This window comes from Nonomuraea ferruginea (assembly GCF_039540635.1).
GTDB classification, from domain to species: Bacteria; Actinomycetota; Actinomycetes; order Streptosporangiales; family Streptosporangiaceae; genus Nonomuraea; species Nonomuraea ferruginea.
The window spans coordinates 445,121-463,629 of sequence record NZ_BAABFD010000002.1 but is presented as its reverse complement, the minus strand read 5'-3'; the positions used below and the strand labels follow the sequence as shown (position 1 = coordinate 463,629).

At 73.2% G+C, this 18,509-nt stretch carries 16 protein-coding genes; 5 read left to right on the top strand and 11 right to left on the bottom strand.

From position 1 onward, the window contains the following. Positions 1–41 precede the first annotated feature (41 nt). Entirely contained in the window at positions 42–2,558 is a 2,517-nt protein-coding gene (locus tag ABD999_RS05485) for a DUF6493 family protein (protein ID WP_271275836.1), read from the top strand. Positions 2,559–2,579: 21 nt separating this feature from the next. On the opposite strand, the gene ABD999_RS05480 is transcribed toward ABD999_RS05485, so the two are convergent. The 4 genes from ABD999_RS05480 to ABD999_RS05465 are packed head-to-tail and all read right to left on the bottom strand — an operon-like array spanning position 2,580 to position 6,644. Then, entirely contained in the window at positions 2,580–3,575 is a 996-nt protein-coding gene (locus ABD999_RS05480; protein ID WP_271275837.1) for a LacI family DNA-binding transcriptional regulator, read from the bottom strand. Beyond that, positions 3,572–4,417 carry a carbohydrate ABC transporter permease gene (locus ABD999_RS05475; protein WP_148032158.1) on the bottom strand — a complete coding sequence of 282 codons (846 nt, stop codon included), beginning with the start codon at positions 4,415–4,417 and terminating at the stop codon, positions 3,572–3,574. Before ABD999_RS05475 ends, ABD999_RS05480 begins: the two co-directional genes overlap by 4 nt. Then, positions 4,417–5,325 (bottom strand): carbohydrate ABC transporter permease, encoded by a 909-nt coding sequence (locus ABD999_RS05470; RefSeq protein ID WP_271275838.1) that lies wholly within the window; start codon positions 5,323–5,325, stop codon positions 4,417–4,419. Before ABD999_RS05470 ends, ABD999_RS05475 begins: the two co-directional genes overlap by 1 nt. After that, on the bottom strand, positions 5,322–6,644 hold the full coding sequence (locus ABD999_RS05465; protein WP_271275839.1) for an ABC transporter substrate-binding protein: 1,323 nt from the start codon (positions 6,642–6,644) through the stop codon (positions 5,322–5,324). Before ABD999_RS05465 ends, ABD999_RS05470 begins: the two co-directional genes overlap by 4 nt. A 158-nt stretch (positions 6,645–6,802) precedes the next feature. Between ABD999_RS05465 and ABD999_RS05460 the strand changes: the two genes are divergently transcribed. Next, complete coding sequence (locus tag ABD999_RS05460) at positions 6,803–8,791, top strand: beta-galactosidase (protein ID WP_271275840.1); 1,989 nt, start codon at positions 6,803–6,805, stop codon at positions 8,789–8,791. Positions 8,792–8,803: 12 nt separating this feature from the next. Further along, positions 8,804–9,904 carry a glycoside hydrolase family 53 protein gene (locus tag ABD999_RS05455; protein ID WP_271275841.1) on the top strand — a complete coding sequence of 367 codons (1,101 nt, stop codon included), beginning with the start codon at positions 8,804–8,806 and terminating at the stop codon, positions 9,902–9,904. Here ABD999_RS05455 and ABD999_RS05450 read toward each other — a convergent pair. Beyond that, a complete protein-coding gene (locus tag ABD999_RS05450; protein WP_271275842.1) occupies positions 9,901–11,043 on the bottom strand; it encodes an acetate/propionate family kinase in 1,143 nt (380 codons plus the stop codon). The two genes, ABD999_RS05455 and ABD999_RS05450, sit on opposite strands and share 4 nt — an antisense overlap. Before the next feature lie 79 nt (positions 11,044–11,122). Between ABD999_RS05450 and ABD999_RS05445 the strand changes: the two genes are divergently transcribed. Further along, positions 11,123–11,917, top strand: a complete 795-nt coding sequence (locus ABD999_RS05445) for an alpha/beta fold hydrolase (protein WP_271275843.1) — start codon at positions 11,123–11,125, stop codon at positions 11,915–11,917. 28 nt (positions 11,918–11,945) lie between these two features. Continuing rightward, the gene (locus tag ABD999_RS05440; protein ID WP_271275844.1) at positions 11,946–12,509 is read left to right on the top strand and encodes a DUF6328 family protein; all 564 of its coding nucleotides are present in this window, start codon (positions 11,946–11,948) and stop codon (positions 12,507–12,509) included. On the opposite strand, the gene ABD999_RS05435 is transcribed toward ABD999_RS05440, so the two are convergent. The 6 genes from ABD999_RS05435 to ABD999_RS05410 are packed head-to-tail and all read right to left on the bottom strand — an operon-like array spanning position 12,483 to position 18,507. Next, on the bottom strand, positions 12,483–12,785 hold the full coding sequence (locus ABD999_RS05435; RefSeq protein ID WP_148032151.1) for a cation:proton antiporter: 303 nt from the start codon (positions 12,783–12,785) through the stop codon (positions 12,483–12,485). The two genes, ABD999_RS05440 and ABD999_RS05435, sit on opposite strands and share 27 nt — an antisense overlap. Then, on the bottom strand, positions 12,782–13,042 hold the full coding sequence (locus tag ABD999_RS05430) for an MrpF/PhaF family protein (RefSeq protein WP_148032150.1): 261 nt from the start codon (positions 13,040–13,042) through the stop codon (positions 12,782–12,784). The genes ABD999_RS05435 and ABD999_RS05430 overlap by 4 nt, the downstream gene beginning before the upstream one ends. After that, positions 13,039–13,635, bottom strand: coding sequence for a Na+/H+ antiporter subunit E (locus ABD999_RS05425; RefSeq protein WP_271275845.1), 597 nt, complete (start codon positions 13,633–13,635; stop codon positions 13,039–13,041). Before ABD999_RS05425 ends, ABD999_RS05430 begins: the two co-directional genes overlap by 4 nt. Next, positions 13,632–15,164: a Na+/H+ antiporter subunit D gene (locus ABD999_RS05420; RefSeq protein ID WP_148032148.1), complete on the bottom strand. Its 1,533-nt coding sequence runs from the start codon at positions 15,162–15,164 to the stop codon at positions 13,632–13,634. Before ABD999_RS05420 ends, ABD999_RS05425 begins: the two co-directional genes overlap by 4 nt. Beyond that, a complete protein-coding gene (locus tag ABD999_RS05415; RefSeq protein WP_219549082.1) occupies positions 15,164–15,775 on the bottom strand; it encodes a Na(+)/H(+) antiporter subunit C in 612 nt (203 codons plus the stop codon). The genes ABD999_RS05420 and ABD999_RS05415 overlap by 1 nt, the downstream gene beginning before the upstream one ends. Beyond that, positions 15,772–18,507, bottom strand: a complete 2,736-nt coding sequence (locus ABD999_RS05410; protein WP_271275846.1) for a Na+/H+ antiporter subunit A — start codon at positions 18,505–18,507, stop codon at positions 15,772–15,774. Before ABD999_RS05410 ends, ABD999_RS05415 begins: the two co-directional genes overlap by 4 nt. Positions 18,508–18,509: the final 2 nt, after the last annotated feature.

The following is an 18,509-nucleotide window of genomic DNA, read 5'->3' as shown; positions in this document are numbered from 1 at the left end:
GGATCGGTGAATTGTCGGGCCGGGTCAGTAGGGTCCGCGCCATGTCCGCACCGTGGAAAGATCTTCTCAAGCTGATCCAGGCCGGCGACACCGCCGGCACCGTCCGCTCCGTCGCCGCCTTCGACGCGGACGCGAGGAAGGCCGTCGCCGCCGAGCTCGCGCCCTACCTCGCGGCGCAGAACAAGGCGTACGCCGGCAGGTTCTGGGAGTGGACGGGCCAGTTACGGCCCCTGCTCATGGCGGGCGTCGGCTGCCTCGGCGGGGCGGCGGCCGTGACCTCGTGGATCTTCCGGCGCGAGCTCCAGTGGCGCGACCGGGCGGGCGACGACGCGCCGCGCATCCTCGGCCTGATCCGTACGCGCCCGGTGGCGTGGCAGGAGGATCTCGCCCGGCGGACGGTGCTGCGGCTGCGGGCGAACCAGGAACGCGAATGGGAGCTCGTCGCGGAGCTGGTCAGGGCGACCGGCATCGAGCCGCCGGACAGCGACCCGTTCCTGACCGGGTGGGTGCGGCGGCTCGGATCCGCGCCGGGCGCTGACGATCCCCTGTTCCCGCACCTCGCGCCCAGGATCTTCGAGACGGCCGGGCTGCGGGAGGCGTTCTCGTGGCCGCAGCGCGATGGCGTGCTGCGGCTGATCGAGAGCGGTCGCCTGGATCGCGGCGAGGTGCTCGGCCAGGTCATGGGACGGCTGCTGCGCGACGGGCCCGACGCGCCGCCGGTGCTCGCCCAGCTGCACGACGACCTGGCGCCGGACCTCGACGAGGTGGCCGGACGGGTCCGCGACTATGCGGCGATCCTGCCCGCCGCGCCTGTCCCGGTGGCCGACATGGCGCTGGCGCGGCTGCGGCAGGCCGACGAGGCGGGACGGCTGGAGGAGGAGCTGTTCGCCGAGGCGGCGGGAGCGCTGGCGTTCCGGCAGGAGAAGAAGCTCGCGCGGGCGGCCGTCGCGTGGGCGCGTGACGCCGCCGGGCGCGGGCCGGAGCGGGTCGACGCCGCGCTGGCGGTGGTGGCGGCGGTGTTCCGGCAGGACACGCTCGCGCTGCAGGAGTACGCCGCCCGGGCAGCGGTGCGGTTGGCCGGACGGGCGGGCGAGGAAGGTCGGCAGGCCGTCCTGGACGCCGCGGGCGGGCTCCCCGCCGAGCTGCGGGAGAAGATCGCCGGCGCGTACGGGGAAGCCGTCGAGGCCGATGCGGCCGAGGCGCCCGCGCTGGTCGCGGCGCCCGCGCCGAGCCCGCCGCCGCCCATCGCGTCGCCGGGCGAACTCGCCGAGGCGGTCGCCGCGGTGGGGCCGAAGTCGGGAGCGGACACGTTCGAGCGGGTCCTGGCCGGGCTCGCCGAGTGGGCGCACCGGGAGCCGGACACCCTGCGCGAGGCGCTGCGACCCTGGTGGCATCCGCTGGACCCGCACCTGTTCGGCTGCCATCACCCGTATGGGAGCGACGAGCGGCTCCACCAGCTGCTCATGCGGGCGGTGCTCGCGTTCGCCTCACCGGAAGACAGCCTGCGGCTCACCGCGCTGATCCAGGGCGGCCGGGTCAACCGCGAAGGCGGCGGGCTGGACCGGCTCTACGAGGCGCGGGCCCGCGAACTGATCGCCGCCTACGAGACGGCGTCCGCACCGCCCCTCCTGCTCGCCACGCCTACCTCCGGCACCGGCCACATCGCTCCCGAGGTGCTGCTCGACCGCCTCGAACGGCTGGCGTCGTCCGGCCTGGAGCCGTTGCCCGCCGACCTCGCGCACGCCCTCCTGCGGCTGCCGCGTACGGTCGGCGAGGCGGTGGCGGAGCGGACGGAGAAGCTCGGCACGCGGGCGGGCCGGGAGTGCGCGGCGTGGCTGCGCGGCGGCGGACTGCCCGACCCCGAGGTCCGGTGCTCGATGGTCAGGCGCGTCGGATACGGGTGGGCGGGCGAGGAGCTCCAGTCCGAGCTGGAGCTGCCGGAGCCGCTGCACGACCTGGCGCGGCGGGACACGTCCTGGTCCTCCACGATGCGCTGGTGGCCGATGGCGGCGCCGTCGCATCGCGAGCTGGTGGCGGCGCATCTGCTGACCGCCCTCGACGCCTGGGGCGACGGGCATCTCGCGCTCGCCGCGCTGGCGCACGGCGACGGGCCCGCCGGGACGGCGGTGGCGCACGCGCTGGCCGTCGGGATGAGCGAGCCCGACGTCGCGAAGCGGGCGGCGGCCGTGGACGCGCTCCTCACCCTGGCCGCCCGGGACGAGGTGCCCGCGCAGCGGCTGGCGAAGGCGGTCGCCGGGCTGCTGCCGCCGGGGCTGGTCATGCTGTCCCGGGTGGTGTCCGCGCTCGACGAGGCGGTCCAGGCCGGGGCGCACGCGGCGGTGTGGTCGGTGGTGGCCCCGCTGCTGCCGCGCGTGCTGCCCGCCGCGGGGGAGCGCCCGCGCAACGGGCTCGCGGACCTGCTCGCCGTGGGCGCCCGGGCCGCCGCGCTCGCCGGGGCGCGCGGCGAGATCCCGGAACTGGCGGCCGTAGCGGCCCGGAAGGGATCCACCAGGCTGGTGCGGGAAGCGCAGAGGCTCCACCAGTTGCTCGCGGGGTGACAGCTCGCGAAGTGCCTTCTGTCAGGCGGAATCGCGGATCACCAGCTCGGTCGGGAGCACCACCGGTTCGGGCTTCTCGGCGCCGTCGAGCCGGGCCAGCAGCAGGGTGATCGTCGCGTTCGCCATCTCCGCCAGCGGCTGCCTGATCGTCGTGAGCGGCGGGAGGGTGGAGGTGGCCACCGAGGAGTCGTCGAAGCCGCCCACCGCCACGTCGTCCGGCACCCGCCGGCCCGCCGCGCGCAGGGTCGTCAGGGCGCCGGCCGCCATCAGGTCGGAGGCGACGAACACCGCGTCGAGGTCAGGGGTGCGCTCCAGCAGCTCGGCCATGGCTCGCTCGCCGCTGGCCTGGGTCCAGTCGCCGTGCGCGATGAGCTTCTTGGACGCCTTGCGGCCCAGCACGTCGGCGAAGCCCTCCAGGCGCTGGATGCCGCCGGGGGTGTCCATCGGGCCGGTGATCATGGCGATCCGCTTGTGGCCCCGGCTCACCAGGTATTCGGTCATCTGCCGGGCGCCCAGGCGATCGTCCGCGGCCGCGTACGGGATGACGTTCTCGCGCCCGATGACCGCGCCGCACGAGACGGCGGGGGCGGCGGCGGCGAGGGCGTCGGCCAGCGGGTCGCCCGCGTGGGTCGTCACCAGGAGCACGCCGTCGGCGTGGCCGCCGCGCACGTAGCGCACCACCCGGTCGCGGTCGCCCTCGTTGCCGGCGAGCATCATCACCAGCGAGATGTCGCGCTCGGCCAGGCGGCGGATCGCCACCCGGATGAGCGTGCTGTAGTTGGGGTCCTCGAACAGCATCTGGTCCGGCTCCGACAGCACCATGGCCACGGAGCCGGTGCGCTGCGTGACCAGGCTGCGGGCGGCGCGGTTGACGACGTAGCCGGTCTCGGTGATGGCCCGCTCGATCGCGGCCCGCGCGGCCGGGCTGACGTAGCGGTCGCCGTTGAGCAGCCTGGACACCGTGCCGCGGGACACGCCCGCGGCAGCGGCGACGTCGTGGATGGTAGGGCGCTTCATTTCACCGCTCCGGAGGACAGGTCTGTCCTCCAGTATCGCTGCATCGTGAGGAAGAGCGCGATCAGCGGGATGATCGACAGCAGCGCGCCGGTCAGGATCAGGTTGTACAGCGCCGGCTGGTTGGCCCCGGCCGCCAGCAGCGTGTAGAGCCCGACCGTGAGCGGGAACTTGCCGTCGTCGCCCAGCATGATGAACGGCAGCAGGAAGTTGTTCCAAATGGCCACGAACTGGAAAAGGAAGATCGTCACCATGCCCGGCACCATCAGCGGCAGCGCCACCCGCGACATGAGCGTCCACTCGCCGGCCCCGTCGATCCGCCCGGCCTCCAGCAACGAGTCCGGGATGGCGGCGGTCGCGTACACCCGGGCGAGGTAGATGCTGTACGGGGACAGGATCTGCGGCAGCAGCACCGCCCAGTACGTGTCCGCCATCCCCACCTTCGAGAACAGCAGATACTGCGGGATGGCCAGCACCACGGCCGGCACCAGGATGCCGCCGATCAGCAGGTTGAAGATCAGCGCCCGGCCCGGGAAGCGGTACTTGGCCAGCGCGTACCCGGAGACCGCGGCGACCACGGTGGCCAGCAGCGAACCGCCGCCCGCGTAGACGAACGTGTTGACCAGCCACAGCCAGAACACCCCGTCGCGGTAGGCGAGCAGGTCGGACACGTTGGAGAGGAAGCCGGTGCCGAAGGCCATGGTCGGCGTGGTGAACAGCTCCCCGGGCGACTTGGTCGCCGCGATCAGCACCCAGCTCACCGGGAAGAGGCAGTAGATCGCGCCGGCCAGCAGCACGGCGGTCGGCAGCAGGCCGGTGGACCGGCGGGTCGTGACGGCGGCCATCAGCCCTCCCCGAAGGCGCGGTCGCGGACCACGCGCAGAAATCCGAACGCCAGGACGAAGGAGACGGCGGCGATGACGATCGAGGTGGCCGCCGCCGCGTACAGGTCACCGGTGACGAACGCGTCCCGGTAGACCTTCATCAGCGGGCTCCACGTGGAGCTGATCGTGTTCGTGAACGGCCGCAGCGTGGTCGGCTCGGTGAACACCTGGATCGTCGCGATGATCGAGAACACGGTGGTCAGGATGATCGCCGGCATCAGCAGCGGGATCTTGATCCGCAGCGCGATCTGCGTCTCGGTGGCGCCGTCGAGCCGCGCCGCCTCGTAGTAGTCGCGCGGCACCGCCCGCAGCGCCGTGTAGAGCACCAGCATGTTGAAGCCGGTCCCGCCCCACACCGCCACGTTGGCCATCGAGTACGTGACCGTGGTCGCGCCGAGCAGGTCCACGTCCAGCACCGCCCGGATCGGGCTGAGCGACGGCAGGTAGAGGAACCCCCACAGCAGCGACGCGGCCACGCCGGGCACCGCGTACGGCAGGAAGATCGCGATCCGGCCGAAGCGGGCCAGCCGCACCCGGGCCGAGTCCAGGGCCAGCGCGAACACGAGCGCCAGCCCCAGCATCACGACCAGCACGATCGCGCCGTACCCGAGCACCCGCAGCCACCCGGCCCACAGCTCGCCGTCGGTGATCGCGGCGGCGAAGTTGTCGAACCCGGCGAACACCTCGCGCCGCGACCCGCCCCCCAGCCCGAGCCCGGACACCCGGGTCCGGCGCATCGCCAGGTAGGCGGTGTAACCGATCGGCACCGCCAGGAACAGCACGAACAGCACGATCGCCGGGGTGAGGAACAGGTACGGGGCGAGCAAGGGGCGGCGCGCGGCGCGCCGCCTCTTCGCGGAGTACGTCATGACGCGAGCGAGAACCCGGACTTGCGCATGTCGGCGACGGTGGCCTCGTGCATCGCCCTGACGGCGCCGGAGAACGGGCTGCCGTCCTGCAACGCCTTGTCGAAGCCGTCCCTGAAGGCGTTGTACGTGACGCCGACGTTGGGCCCGAAGGTGAAGCCGCGCGCCCCGGCGGAGGCCTGGGCGGCCTGCTGCCAGAAGTCCGGCTGGTTGGCGAAGTAGCCGGGCGCCTCGGTGAGCGCCGTCTGCGCCTTGGTGGCCGCCGGATAGATCGCGGCCTCCTTCACCAGCGCGCCGACCGCCTCCGGGTCGGTGTTGAGCCAGGTGGCGAACCGGGCCGCGGCGGCCCTGTTCGGCGACTTGGCGGCGACCGCCACGGAGGAGCCGCCCCAGAAGCCGGTGTGGTTCTCGCCGGCGTTCCACTGCGGCATCGGGGCGATCGCCCACTTGCCCTCGGCCTTGGGCGCGTTGCTCTCCAGCGTGCCCGGCGCCCAGATCGCCGACGGCCAGGTGAGCAGCTTGCCGTCGGCGAGCGCCTTGTTCCACTCGGGGGTGAAGTACGGCGTGTCGTCGATGGCGCCCTCCTTGACCAGGCCGTCCCAGTAGTCGGCGACCTTGACGGTGGGCGCGTCGGCGATGTCCACCTTCCAGGCCTCGCCGCTGATCGACCACCACTGGGCGCCCGCCTGCTGGGCGAGGCCGGTGAACGCGCCGGGGTCCTTGCTGGAGAAGGTGCCCAGGTAGACCTTGGGGTCCTTCTTCCGCACGGCGCGGGCCGCCTCGGCGTACTCGTCCCAGGTCTTCGGGACCTCGATGCCGTACTCGTCGAACAGGTCCTGGCGGTAGAAGAGCATCATCGGGCCGCTGTCCTGCGGGACCGCGTACACGCCCTCGGTGCCGAGCGTGACGAGCCCCCACACGCCCTCGCCGAACTCGCCCTTGACCGCCTCCGTCTCGGCCTTGAGGTCGGCCACCGCCTCGGCCGCCACGAACGACGGCAGGTGCTGGTATTCGGCCTGCACCAGGTCCGGCGGGTTGCCGGCCTTGGCCGCGGTGAGGAACTTGGCGGCGGCGTCGTCGCCCCCGGCCTGCTTGCTGACCGTCACCTGGATGTCGGGGTGCGCCTTGTTCCACACCTCGACGACCTTGTCCATGTTCGGAGCCCACGTCCAGTACGTGAGCTTGACCGGGCCCTGCGGGGCCTGAGACTGCGTCCGCGCCGCCTCCGGAGTGCCGGCGGGCTCGCCGCCGCCACATCCGGACAGGGTCAGGGTGGCCGCGAGCGCTGCGGCCAAGGCGGCTCCGAGGCGTGTGGCACGCATGCATACCTCCAGATGTTCTCTGTGAACGTGCACAGACTGGATCAGCCATCAGTGCGGGGTCAAGGGCCCGTTATGTTCTCGTTAGTCTCCTGGTCGGTTTCCAAGAACGGTGACGCGCGCTACTGTGCACGTTCACAGAAGTACGACAAGGGGGATGGATGTATCCGGAGCGTCCGGCCGGTATCGCCTACGGCGGGGACTACAACCCCGAGCAGTGGCCGCGCGAGGTGCACGAGGAGGACGTCGCCCTGATGCGCGAGGCCGGGGTCAACCTGGTGAGCCTCGGCATGTTCTCGTGGGCGCTGATGGAGCCGGAGGAGGGCCGCCACGAGTTCGGCTGGCTGGACGAGATCGTCGACCGGCTGCACGCCGCCGGCATCGCGGTCGACCTGGCCACGCCCACCGCCGCGCCGCCCGCCTGGTTCACCGCCCGCCACCCGGACACGCTGCCCGTCGGCCGCGACGGCGTGCGGATCGGCTTCGGCGGCAGGCAGAACGCCTGCTCCAGCGCGCCCGCCTTCCGCGAGGCCACCGCCCGCCTGGTGCGCGCGCTCGCCACCCACTACCGCGGCCATCCCGCCGTGGTCATGTGGCACGTGCACAACGAGTACGGGGCGCCGCTGGGCGAGTGCTACTGCGAGCACAGCGTCGCCGCCTGGCGCGACTGGCTGCGCCGCGCCTACCGCGACCTGGCCGAGCTCAACGACGCCTGGGGCACCGCGTTCTGGGGGCAGCGCTACACCGACTGGGCGCAGATCGACGCCCCCCGCCACAACCACACCGCCGTCAACCCGGCCCAGCGGCTCGACTTCGCCCGATTCAGCGACGGCCAGCACCGCGAGCACTACGCGCTGCAGCGCGACATCCTGCGCGAGATCACCCCCGGCGTGCCGGTGACGACCAACTTCGCCGGCACCGTGAACTGCAAGTCGACCGACCTGTGGCAGTGGGCGCGGGAGCTCGACGTGGTCGCCAACGACCACTACCTGAAGGCCGAGCAGCCGGACAACCACATCGACCTGGCCATGTCCGCCGACCTGGCGCGCTCGGTGGCCGGGGGAGAGCCGTGGATGCTCATGGAGCACTCGGCCGGCGCGGTCAACTGGCAGCCGCGCAACCTCGCCAAGCGGCCCGGCGAGATGCGCCGCAACAGCCTCGCGCACGTCGCCCGCGGCTCCGACAGCGTGCTGTTCTTCCAGTTCCGCGCCTCGCGGTTCGGCGCGGAGAAGTTCCACTCCGCGATGGTGCCGCACGCCGGCGCCGGCTCCGCGCAGTGGCGCGAGATCGTCGAGCTCGGCGCCGACCTGCGCAGGCTCGCCGGCGTGCGGGGCAGCCGGGTGCGCGCCGACGTCGCCCTGGTGTGGGACTGGGAGTCGTACTGGGCGCTGGAGCTCGACTGGCGGCCGTCGGTGGACCTGCGGTTCCGTGAGCGGGCCGACGCCTTCTACGAGGCGCTCTGGCGGGAGCACGTCACCGTCGACTTCGTCCACCCGTCCGCCGACCTGTCGCGTTATCGGGTGGTGGTCGCGCCGAGCGCGTACCTGCTCACCGACGCTTCGGCCAAGAACCTGCACCGGTACGTGGAAGCAGGCGGAAACCTGCTCGTCTCGTACTTCTCCGGCATCGTCGACGAGCACGACACCATCCACCCCGGCGCCTACCCGGGCGCGCTGCGGGAGGTGCTCGGCCTGTCGATCGAGGAGTTCCACCCGCTGCGCGAGCACGAGACCGTCGCCGTCACCGGCGGGCTCGACGGACGGATCTGGTCCGAGCGGATCCACCCGGCCGGGGCCGTCGCCGAGCGCGAGTTCGCCTCCGGGCCGGACGCCGGGCATCCCGCGCTCACCCGCCACGACCTCGGCGCCGGCACCGCCTGGTACCTGGCCACCGCCCCCGTCACCGGCCTGCGCGAGCTGCTGGCCGGGGTGCTCGACCGCGCCGGCGTGAGCCGCCCGCGCGGCCTGCCCGACACGCTGGAACTGGTCCGGCGCGGCCGCCACCTGTTCCTCATCAACCACGGCGACGAGCCGGTGACGGTCGAGGGGGTGACCGGCACGGGCGTGTTCGACGGGGCGCACCACGACGGGCCGGTGACCGTCGCGGCCGGCGCCGTGACGGTCGTCGAGGAGCAATCCCCCCACCCCTAGGAGAGCACTCCCATGAGACGGTTACTGGTCGCTCTGCTCTGCCTCGCCACCCTGGCCGCGGCGGCTCCCGCCGCCCAGGCCGAACGGCGGCTGCCCGTCCGCGGCGCCGACGTCTCCAGCCTCGCCAAGTCCGAGGCGCTCGGCGGCGTCTACCGCCACGCCGACGGCCGCCGCGACGACGCGCTGCGCATCCTGGCCGAGGCCGGGCTCACCCACATCAGGCTCAAGGTGTGGGTGGACCCGGCCGACGGCTACAACACCAAGACGCAGGTCCTGGCCGTCGCCAAGCGGGCCAAGAAGGCCGGTCTCCGGCTGCTGGTCGACTTCCACTACTCCGACACCTGGGCCGACCCCGGCAAGCAGTTCAAGCCCGCCGCCTGGGCGAGCCTGCCCTTCGACGAGCTGGTCCGGGCCGTGTACGCGCACACCTTCGACGTGCTGGACGCGCTGCGCCGCCAGGGCACCCCGGCCGACCTGGTCCAGGTTGGCAACGAGATCAACGGCGGCCTGCTGTGGCCCGACGGGAGCAACCAGAACTGGGCGAACACCGCCCGGCTGCTCAACGCCGGATACGACGCGGTCAAGGACGTCTCCCGCCGCACCGACGTGGTGCTCCACCTGGCCAACGGCGGCGACAACGGCCTGTACCGGTGGTGGTTCGACAACGCCGCCGCCCACGGCATCCGCCACGACGTGATCGGCCTGTCGTACTACCCGTACTGGCACGGCACCCTGGAGGCGTTCCAGGCCAACATCGACGACGTCGCCACCCGCTACCGCAAGCCCGTGGCCGTCGTGGAGACCGGCTACCCGTTCACCACCGCCGACGACGACGGCTGGGAGAACCTCATCCTGTCGCCCGAGCCGTACCCCGGCTACCAGGCCACCCCCGCCGGGCAGGCCGCCCTGCTGAGCAAGGTCTCCGACATCGTACGGAACGTCCCCGACCGGCTCGGCCTGGGCGTCTTCGCCTGGGAGGCCACCTGGACCGGCGTGCCGGGCAACGGCTGGGACCCCGCCGACCCGTCCACCGGCAACGCCTGGGAGAACCAGGCCCTGTTCGGCTTCGACGACCGCGCCCTGCCCGCCATGCGGGCGCTCGGCCGCGGCTAGACCTCGATCTCGGGCCCGTACAGCTCGCGCAGGCACTCGCGGGCCAGCTGGAGCTCCTCGTGCGGTTCGACGACGAGCACCGGCACCGCGGTGCCCGCCGGGCTGATCAGGCCGTCGTCGGCGCGGTTGCCGCCCACCGGCGGCTCGACCCCGAGCAGGCGCAGGCGGCGGCAGACCGCCTCGCGCACCTCGGGCTGGTCCCAGCCGATCTCCCCGGTGAACACCAGCGCGTCGACGCGGCCCAGCGACGTCGCCGCGGCCGCGATCTCCCGGCTCACCCGGTGGCAGAACACCCGCAGGGCCAGCGCCGCCTCCTCGTCGCCGTGGCGTTCGGCGGCGACGAGGTCGCGGGTGTCGCCCGAGCGGCCGCCGGACAGGCCGAGCAGCCCCGACTCGCGCTCCAGCCCGTGGCGCAGCTCGTCCGCGCTCAGCCGGCCGTCGAGCAGCCACATCAGCATGCCCGGGTCGACGCCGCCGGAGCGCCTGCTCATCGGCAGCCCGTCGAGCGGGGTGAACCCCATCGAGGTGTCGAGGCTGCGCCCGCCCGACACCGCGCACACCGACGCGCCACCGCCCAGGTGGGCGAGCACCAGGTCCAGCTCCGCGACCGGACGGCCGAGCAGTTCGGCCGCCCGGTCGGTCGCCCACGCGTACGACAGGCCGTGGAAGCCGTAGCGGCGCAGCCCGTACCTCTCCCGCCACGCCTTGGGCAGGGCGTAGACCGCGGCCGCGTCGGGCAGCCCGGCGTGGAAGGCGGTGTCGGGGCAGAGCACGTGCGGCACCGCGGGCAGCAGCTCGCGGGCCGCGTCCAGCAGGTCCAGCGCCGGCGGCAGGTGCAGCGGCGCAAGATCGGTGATCCGGCGCAGCGCGGCCGCCAGGTGGTCGTCGGCCACCGCCGGCGCGGTCACCAGCTCGCCGCCGTGCACCAGCCGGTGCGCCACCGCGCCCACGTCCCTGTCGAGGTGGCGGCCCAGGAACTCCGACACCTCCGACCGCGCGGACCCCGGCTCCACCGCCCGCTGGGAACGCGCGCCGTCGACGACCACGCCGCCGTCGACGAGGTCGAGGCGGAGGCTCGACGAGCCGGCGTTGACCGTCAGCACCGCCGCTTCCGCCCAGCTCTGTCCCTGATCCAGCATGCCTGACGCCTACCCGGCGCCGCCTGGGCGACACCACGGTGTCTAGGACATCCGCCGCCCCTGACGGAGGATGGTGCCTATGATCGGATTCGGCTACGCCCGCACCCCTTTAGGACAGATCCACTACGCCGAGTGCGGCACCGGCGAGCCGGTGCTGCTGCTGCACCAGACGCCCCGCTCCTGGGACGAGTACCGCGAGGTGCTGCCGCTGCTCGGGGCGGGCCACCGGGCGATCGCGATGGACACGCTCGGCTTCGGCGCCTCCGCGCCGCCGGCCGAGCACACGATCGAGGCGTACGCGGACGGGGTGCTGGCCTTCATGGACGCGCTCGGCCTGGAGACGGCCGCGGTCGCCGGGCACCACACGGGCGGGGTGATCGCCGTGGAGGTGGCGGCCCGCGCCCCCGGGCGGGTGAGCAGGCTGGTGCTGTCGTCCACGCCGCTGGTGGACGCCGAGGCGCGCCGGCGGCGTGAAGGCCGGCCGCAGGTGGACCACGTGACCGAGCGGGAGGACGGCTCCCACCTGGTCGAGCTGTGGGCGGGCCGGGCCGGCTTCTACCCGCCGGGCCGCCCCGACCTGCTGGCCCGCTTCGTCCGCGACGCGCTGGCCGCCCGGCCCGGCCTGACCGGCGGGCACCGCGCTGTCGCCGCCTACCGGATGGAGGACCGGCTCGGCCTGATCCGCTGCCCGGTCCTGTGCGTGGGCGCCGCCGAGGACCCCTTCGCCTTCCCCGAGCTGCGCCCGCTGGCCGACCGGCTGGGGGCGCCGGCCGCGGTCATCGCCGGCGGCATGGTGCCGCTGGAGTACCAGGCCGCCGAGTTCGCCCGCGTGGTCGGAACGTTCCTGGCGGGCGGGGAGTTTGCGATCCCTTGACGTTGGCAGTACCCCCTTGACTTTCGAGATGTATTGGAACAGGTGGGAGGCGGTCCTCGTGCAACAGGTGCCGGAACAGGAGAAGGAGACCCGGCAGGAACGCGCCGATCGCAACTTCGTCGAGTTACTGCAGGGCGCCCGCGTCGCGGTGACCGGTGTCCAGGTGCTGTTCGCCTTCCTGCTCACCGTGCCGTTCTCGCAGGGCTTCGAGCGGCTGAGCGCGTTCGACCGGTGGTTGTTCTTCGTGGCGCTGGTGTCGGCGGCGTGCGCCTCGATCTGTTACATCGCCCCGGCCAACCAGCACCGGGTGCTGTTCCGCCAGGGGCTGAAGGAGAAGCTGGTCCGCCGCTCCAACCACTACGGTCTCGCGGGCGCCCTCGCGCTGGCCCTGTCGATGACGTCCGCGACGATGCTGGTGGTCGACTTCCTGTTCCACTCCACGCTGGCGTGGGTCACCGCGGGCGGGGTGGCGGCGCTGGCCGCCTGGGCGTGGTTCGGCCAGCCGGCGCTCGACCGGTCCGCCCGCCCCGACGACACCGCGCCGGACGAGAGCGACGGCCGCCGCTCAGGAGGAGCCGCCGCCGGCGTCTGACCGGCGGTAGTCGGCCCGCGCCACCACGTACGCGGCCACCGACACGGTGATGATCTGGGCCACGGCGACGATGAGCAACGGCCCTGCCGTGGCCCAGGTCGGCTGGCGCAGCCACATCGCCAGCAGCACCAGCAGCACGCAGAGCACCTGGGGCTTGGTGGCGACGTGCATCCGGTCGAGTGTGGTGCGGAAGCGCACCATGCCCCATCCGGCGGTCAGCGCGAGTGCCGCCCCCGCCAGCAGGCAGACGGCCGCCGCGACGTCCAGCACGTTCACTCGTTCCCCTCCGGGAAGTAGCGGGCCAGCGAGACGGTCCCGACGAACCCGAGCAGCGACAGCACCAGCAGGATCGGGACGTCGGAGTAGTCGCCGTAGACGGCGGCGTACGCGCCCGCGCCGCACATGGCCAGCGAGGTGATCATGTCCACCGACACCGCCCGGTCCAGCGTGGTCGGGCCCCTGCCCAGCCGGTAGAGCGCCCCCGCCGCGCCGACGGCGAGCAGCACCAGCGTCACCAGATACACCGTGGTCATCCGAGCTCCTTCCGGTCGGCGCGCGTACCGAACGCCGCCACGATCCGCGTCTCCAGCGCGGTCACCTCGTCCTGGGTCAGCGCCGCCACCACCGCGTGGGGGCCGGACCGGCCGAGCACGTGGATGGTCAGCTCCCGCCGCTCCCGGTCGGCTCCCAGCACGAGGCTGCCCGGCACCGTCGTCACCCCGATCATGATCATGACCGTCATGGCCTCCGACGAGGTGCGCAGGCGTACCGGCACGATCGCGGTCGGCGGCGACGGCGACCGCAGCACCCAGAACACCACCCGCGCCGTCGAGGTCACCAGGTCGAGCAGGAACCAGGCCAGGAACCGGACGAACGGCAGCGGCCGGAACCGGATGCCGGGATCGAGCACCGGCAGCGGCAGCAGCCACGTGACCACGGCTCCGGCGATCAGCCCGCCCACCAGGGTGCCGAAGGACAGATCGCCCCAGAGCATCATCCAGATCAGCGCCAGCCAGCAGACCAGCGCCAGCGGCACCGGCCGGCCGAACAGCCGCGGCGCCAGCCGGTCGCGCGTCTTCCCCTGCCGCTCCGGCTCCTGAGGGCCGGCCTCCGAAGGCTCCGTCATCCCGACCCCAGGACCGCGGTGATGTACGGCTGCCGCGCCAGCAGTTCGTCGGCCGCCCGCTCGGTCAGCGACGACAGCGGCCCGGCCAGCACCGTGTAGGCCAGCCCCAGCACCACCAGCGCCGTCACCGGCCCGTACAGGCCCGGCGTGTTCGCCGCGCTCCGCTCCATCTGCTCCTCACCGGCGTCCGCCCGGCTCTCGCCCTCGCCCTGCGGCTCCCGCCAGAACGCCTTGCCCCACACCTTCGCCACCGCGTACAGCGTGAGCAGGCTCGTCACCAGCGCGGCCGCGACCAGCGCGATGGGGAGCGCGCCGCCGACCTCCAGCCCGGCCTGGATCAGCGCCAGCTTGCCCAGGAAGCCGGACATCGGCGGGATGCCCGACAGGTTCATCGCGGGCACGAAGAACAGCACCGACAGCAGCGGCGCCTTCCGCATCAGCCCGCCCAGCCGGTTCACCGACGTGGTGCCCGAGCGCCGCTCGATCAGCCCCGCCACCAGGAACAGGCTCGTCTGCACGGTCATGTGGTGCACCGCGTAGAAGACGGCGCCCGCCAGCCCCGCCACGGTCGCCAGGCCCACCCCCATCACCATGTAGCCGACGTGGCTGACCAGCGTGAACGACAGCATCCGTTTGATGTCCGTCTGCGCCACCGCGCCCAGCACGCCCAGCAGCAGCGTGGCCAGCGCCGCCCACAGCAGCAGCGTCCCCACCGGCCCGCCGGGGAACAGCAGCGCCTCCAGCCGGAAGATCGCGTACACGCCGACCTTCGTGAGCAGCCCGGCGAACACCGCCGTCGCCGGCGCGGGCGCGGTCGGATAGGAGTCCGGCAGCCAGCCCGACACGGGGAAGATCGCCGCCTTGATCGCGAACGCCAGCAGCAGGAACAGCTCCACCAGCAGCTTCACCTGCGGCGTGAGGTCCGCGAACCGCACGGCAAGCTGGGCGATCGACAGCGTCCCGGTGGCCGCGTACACGATCGCCAGCGCGATGAGGAACAGCATCGACGACATCAGCGCCATGACCGTGTACGTGGCCCCGGCCCGGATCCTGGACTGGGTCCCGCCGAACGTGAGCAGCACGTACGACCCGCTCAGCAGCATCTCGAACGCCACGAACAGGTTGAACAGGTCACCGGTCAGGAACGCGTTCGCCACCCCGGCCAGCATCACCAGGAACGCCGGGTGGAAGATCGCCATCGGGGCGACGTCCTCCTGCCGGTCGTAGGCGCTGACCACCGAGTACACCATCACGCACAGCGTCACCGCCGACGAGGTCACCAGCATGAGCGCGGACAGCCGGTCGGCGACCAGCGAGATCCCGATCGGCGTCTCCCAGCCGCCGATCCGCGCCACCATCGGCCCGTGCTGGTCGACCTGGGCGAGCAGCACCGCCGACACCACCAGGTTGACGGCCAGGGCGAAGATGCTGATGACACCCTGCAGATGCCGCAGCCGCGCGCCGATGGCCAGCTTGATGCCCGCCGCCAGCAGCGGCAGCAGCACCGGGACCGGGATCAGCGCCTCCACTACTCGTCGCCCTCCAGCTCGGGGTCGAGCGCGAGCGCCTGGCGCTCCCGCTCGGCTCTGATGGCCCGCCGCATCTGCTTGCGCGCCTCCCGCTGGCGGGCCTTGAGGCGCCTGCGGTCGGCCCGCCGGTGCGCCATCCGCTCACCCCTGGTCGGCTCGTCACGCAGCTCGGCGTGCAACTCGGCGCGCTGCTCGGCGACCAGCCGGTCGTACTCCGCCTGCCGGGCGCGCACCCGCTCGCCCAGCTGCCCGCGCCGGGCGCGCAGCCGCACCCAGCGGTCCTCGGTGTCGTCGCTCACCTCGTCGGAGCCGCGCAGCTGCCAGGCCCGGTGCACCATGGAGAGCAGGAACGCGGTGACGCCCAGCGTGATGACGATCGCGGTCAGGACCATGGCCTGGGGGAGCGGGTCGGCCATCTGGTCCGGCTCGGCCCGGCCGAGCAGCGGCGGGTCGCCGGCGTCGCCGCCGGTGGTGAGGATCAGCAGGTTCACCCCGTTGCCGAGCAGGATCACGCCCGCCAGCACCCGGGCCAGGCTCCGCTCCAGCAGCAGCGTCATCCCGGCGGCGACGAGCAGCCCGCACACGGCCAGCGGCACCAGCGAGATCGTCATCGCGCCTCGATCTGCTCGTCCACCTCGGCGCCGAGCGCCCGCAACACGTCCTGCACCATTCCCACCACCGTCAGATAGATCCCCAGGTCGAACAGCAGCACCGTGGACAGGTGCAGGGTGCCGACCAGCGGCACCGCCACGTCGGCGGCCAGCATGCGCAGCGCCTCACCGCCGAACGCCATCCCGATGAGCGCCGTGCCGACCGACATCGTGAGCCCGACCCCGAGCAGCACCCCCGGGTGCACCGGCACCGCCCTGGCCAGCTCGTCGCGCCCGCCCGCCAGGTAGCGGACCGTGATCGCCAGCCCGGCCACGATCCCGCCCGCGAAACCGCCGCCGACCCGCCCGTGCCCGACGAACAGCAGGAACACCGAGAGCAGCAGGACCGTGTGGAAGGTCAGGCGGGCGGCCACCTCGAACGCGAGCGACCGATGCTCCTCCGGCAGCGCCGACGCCAGCCAGGGCCGGCCGGGACGCGGGGGCGCCGGCCGCCTGTCGATCGCGTACGAGGTGCGGCGCAGGTACACCAGACTGGTGACGCCCAGCGTGAGCACCAGGATCACGGTGCTCTCGCCCATCGTGTCCCAGGCCCGGATGTCGAGCAGCAGGGCGCTGACGATGTTGCCGGCCCCGGCCCGCTCCGCCGCCCCGGCCATGAGGTCGCCGACCGGTGGGGCCTGCCGGGCGTCCATCGCCAGGATGCCCGCCACGACCACCACCGCCCCGGTCACGAGACCGATGCCGAGCCGGAGCGCGAAAGGCAGCCTGGCCGGCACCGGCGGGTTCGACACGCGTCTCAGCACCAGCACGAATATGACCATGCTGAGGGTCTCGGCCAGGAACTGGGTCAGCGCCAGGTCGGGGGAGCCGTGGGCGAGGAACAGCAGCGCGACCCCGTACCCGGTCATGCCGCAGGAGATGGCCAGCAGCAGATAGCTGTGGGCACGCAGGGCGAGCACGACCGCGGCCGCGATCAGCACGGCGAGCAGCGGCTGCTCGGGCCGCTGCCACCCCGTCACCGGCGCGTCCAGCGCGAGCGGAGGACCGTAGGACAGGGCGAGCGTCCCGATGCCGGCCAGGGTGGCGAGCGTGAGGAGCACGTAGTCGGGCACCGAGCCGCGCTGGACGATGCCGGTGAGCTGGAGCGCCGCCAGGTCGGTGCGGCGCAGCGCGTTCCAGAACGCCACGCCGGAGTCGGTGATGTGCATCGCCGACCCCAGCCGCGCCACCGGCTCGCGCGCCAGGAACAGCAGCACGCCGACGACCAGTGTGGCCGCCGACAGCAGCAGCGGCGCCCCCACCCCGCTCCAGAGCGCCAGGTGGGTGCCGTGCCCCGGGTCGGGGAAGGAGGCCGTGTAGCCGGACATGGCCGTCTCGAACGTGCCCGCCAGCGGCGCCAGCACCAGCCCGAGCCCGGCCAGCAGCACGGCCGGCGCCACCATGAGCACCAGCGGCCGCTTCAGCTTCGACCGCTTCCTGTGCGGCTTGTCCGCGAACGCCCCCCACAGGAACCGCAGCGTGTAGGCGGCGGTCAGCGCCGACCCGGCCACCACCGCCGCCAGGACGAACGGGTCGGCCAGCAGCGCCTCCAGCGCCGCCTCCTTGCCCACGAACCCGACCAGCGGCGGCAGCCCCACCATCGACGCCCCGGCCAGCACCGCCGCCGCGCACGTCCACGGCATCGAACGGCCCAGCCCGCTCAGCCCGCGCAGATCACGCCGGCCCGCCGCGCGGTCCACCACCCCCACGACCAGGAACAGGGTCGCCTTGAACAGCGCGTGCCCGAGCAGCATCGCCACCCCGGCCAGCGCGGTCGCCCCGGTGCCGGCGCCGAACAGCACGATCAGGAAGCCGAGCTGGCCGACCGTCCCGTACGCGAGCAGCCTCTTCAGATCGGTCTCCCGCAGCGCCCGCCAGCCGCCCAGCAGCATCGTCAGCGCACCCAGCGGCACCGCCACCGCCCGCCACACCGTCGCGTCGCCGAACGCCGGGCCCAGCCGGGCCAGCAGGTAGACGCCCGCCTTGACCATCGCCGCCGCGTGCAGGTAAGCCGACACCGGCGTGGGGGCGGCCATCGCCGCGGGCAGCCACGCGCTGAACGGGAAGATCGCCGACTTGGACAGCGCCCCGACCAGCACCAGCACCAGCGCCACCGGCCCCACCTCGGGCGGGTCCGCCAGGATGGCGGAGATCTGGTAGGTGCCCGCCGACTGCCCGATCATCACGAACCCGGCCAGCATCGCCAGCCCGCCCAGGGTGGTGACGACCAGCGCCTGCATGCCGGCCCGCCTGCTCGACCGGCTCTCCGGGTGATGCCCGATCAGCAGGTACGAGAAGACCGTCGTCAGCTCCCAGAACACGTACAGCAGCAGCAGGTCGTCGGCCGTGACCAGGCCCAGCATGGCGCCGGCGAACGCCGTCATGGCCGCGCCGAACCGCCCCAGGCCCTCGTCGCCCCGGTAGAAGTAGCGCGAGCTGTAGACCATGACGAGCGCGCCGACGCCGGTCACCAGCGCCATCATCAGCAGGCCCAGCGCGTCGGCGCGGAACGCCAGCGAGATGCCGAGCGCCGGAGCCCACGGACGGACGGACGCCTCCGGCCCCAGCAGGGTGTAGACGAAGCCGGCCGCCGGTGCCGCCGCGAGCAGCAGCAGCGCGTCCCGTCCGAACCGCCGGACGAGCCAGGGAGCGCAGAACGCGGCCGCCGCGTGCAGGATGAGCAGCCACTCCATCC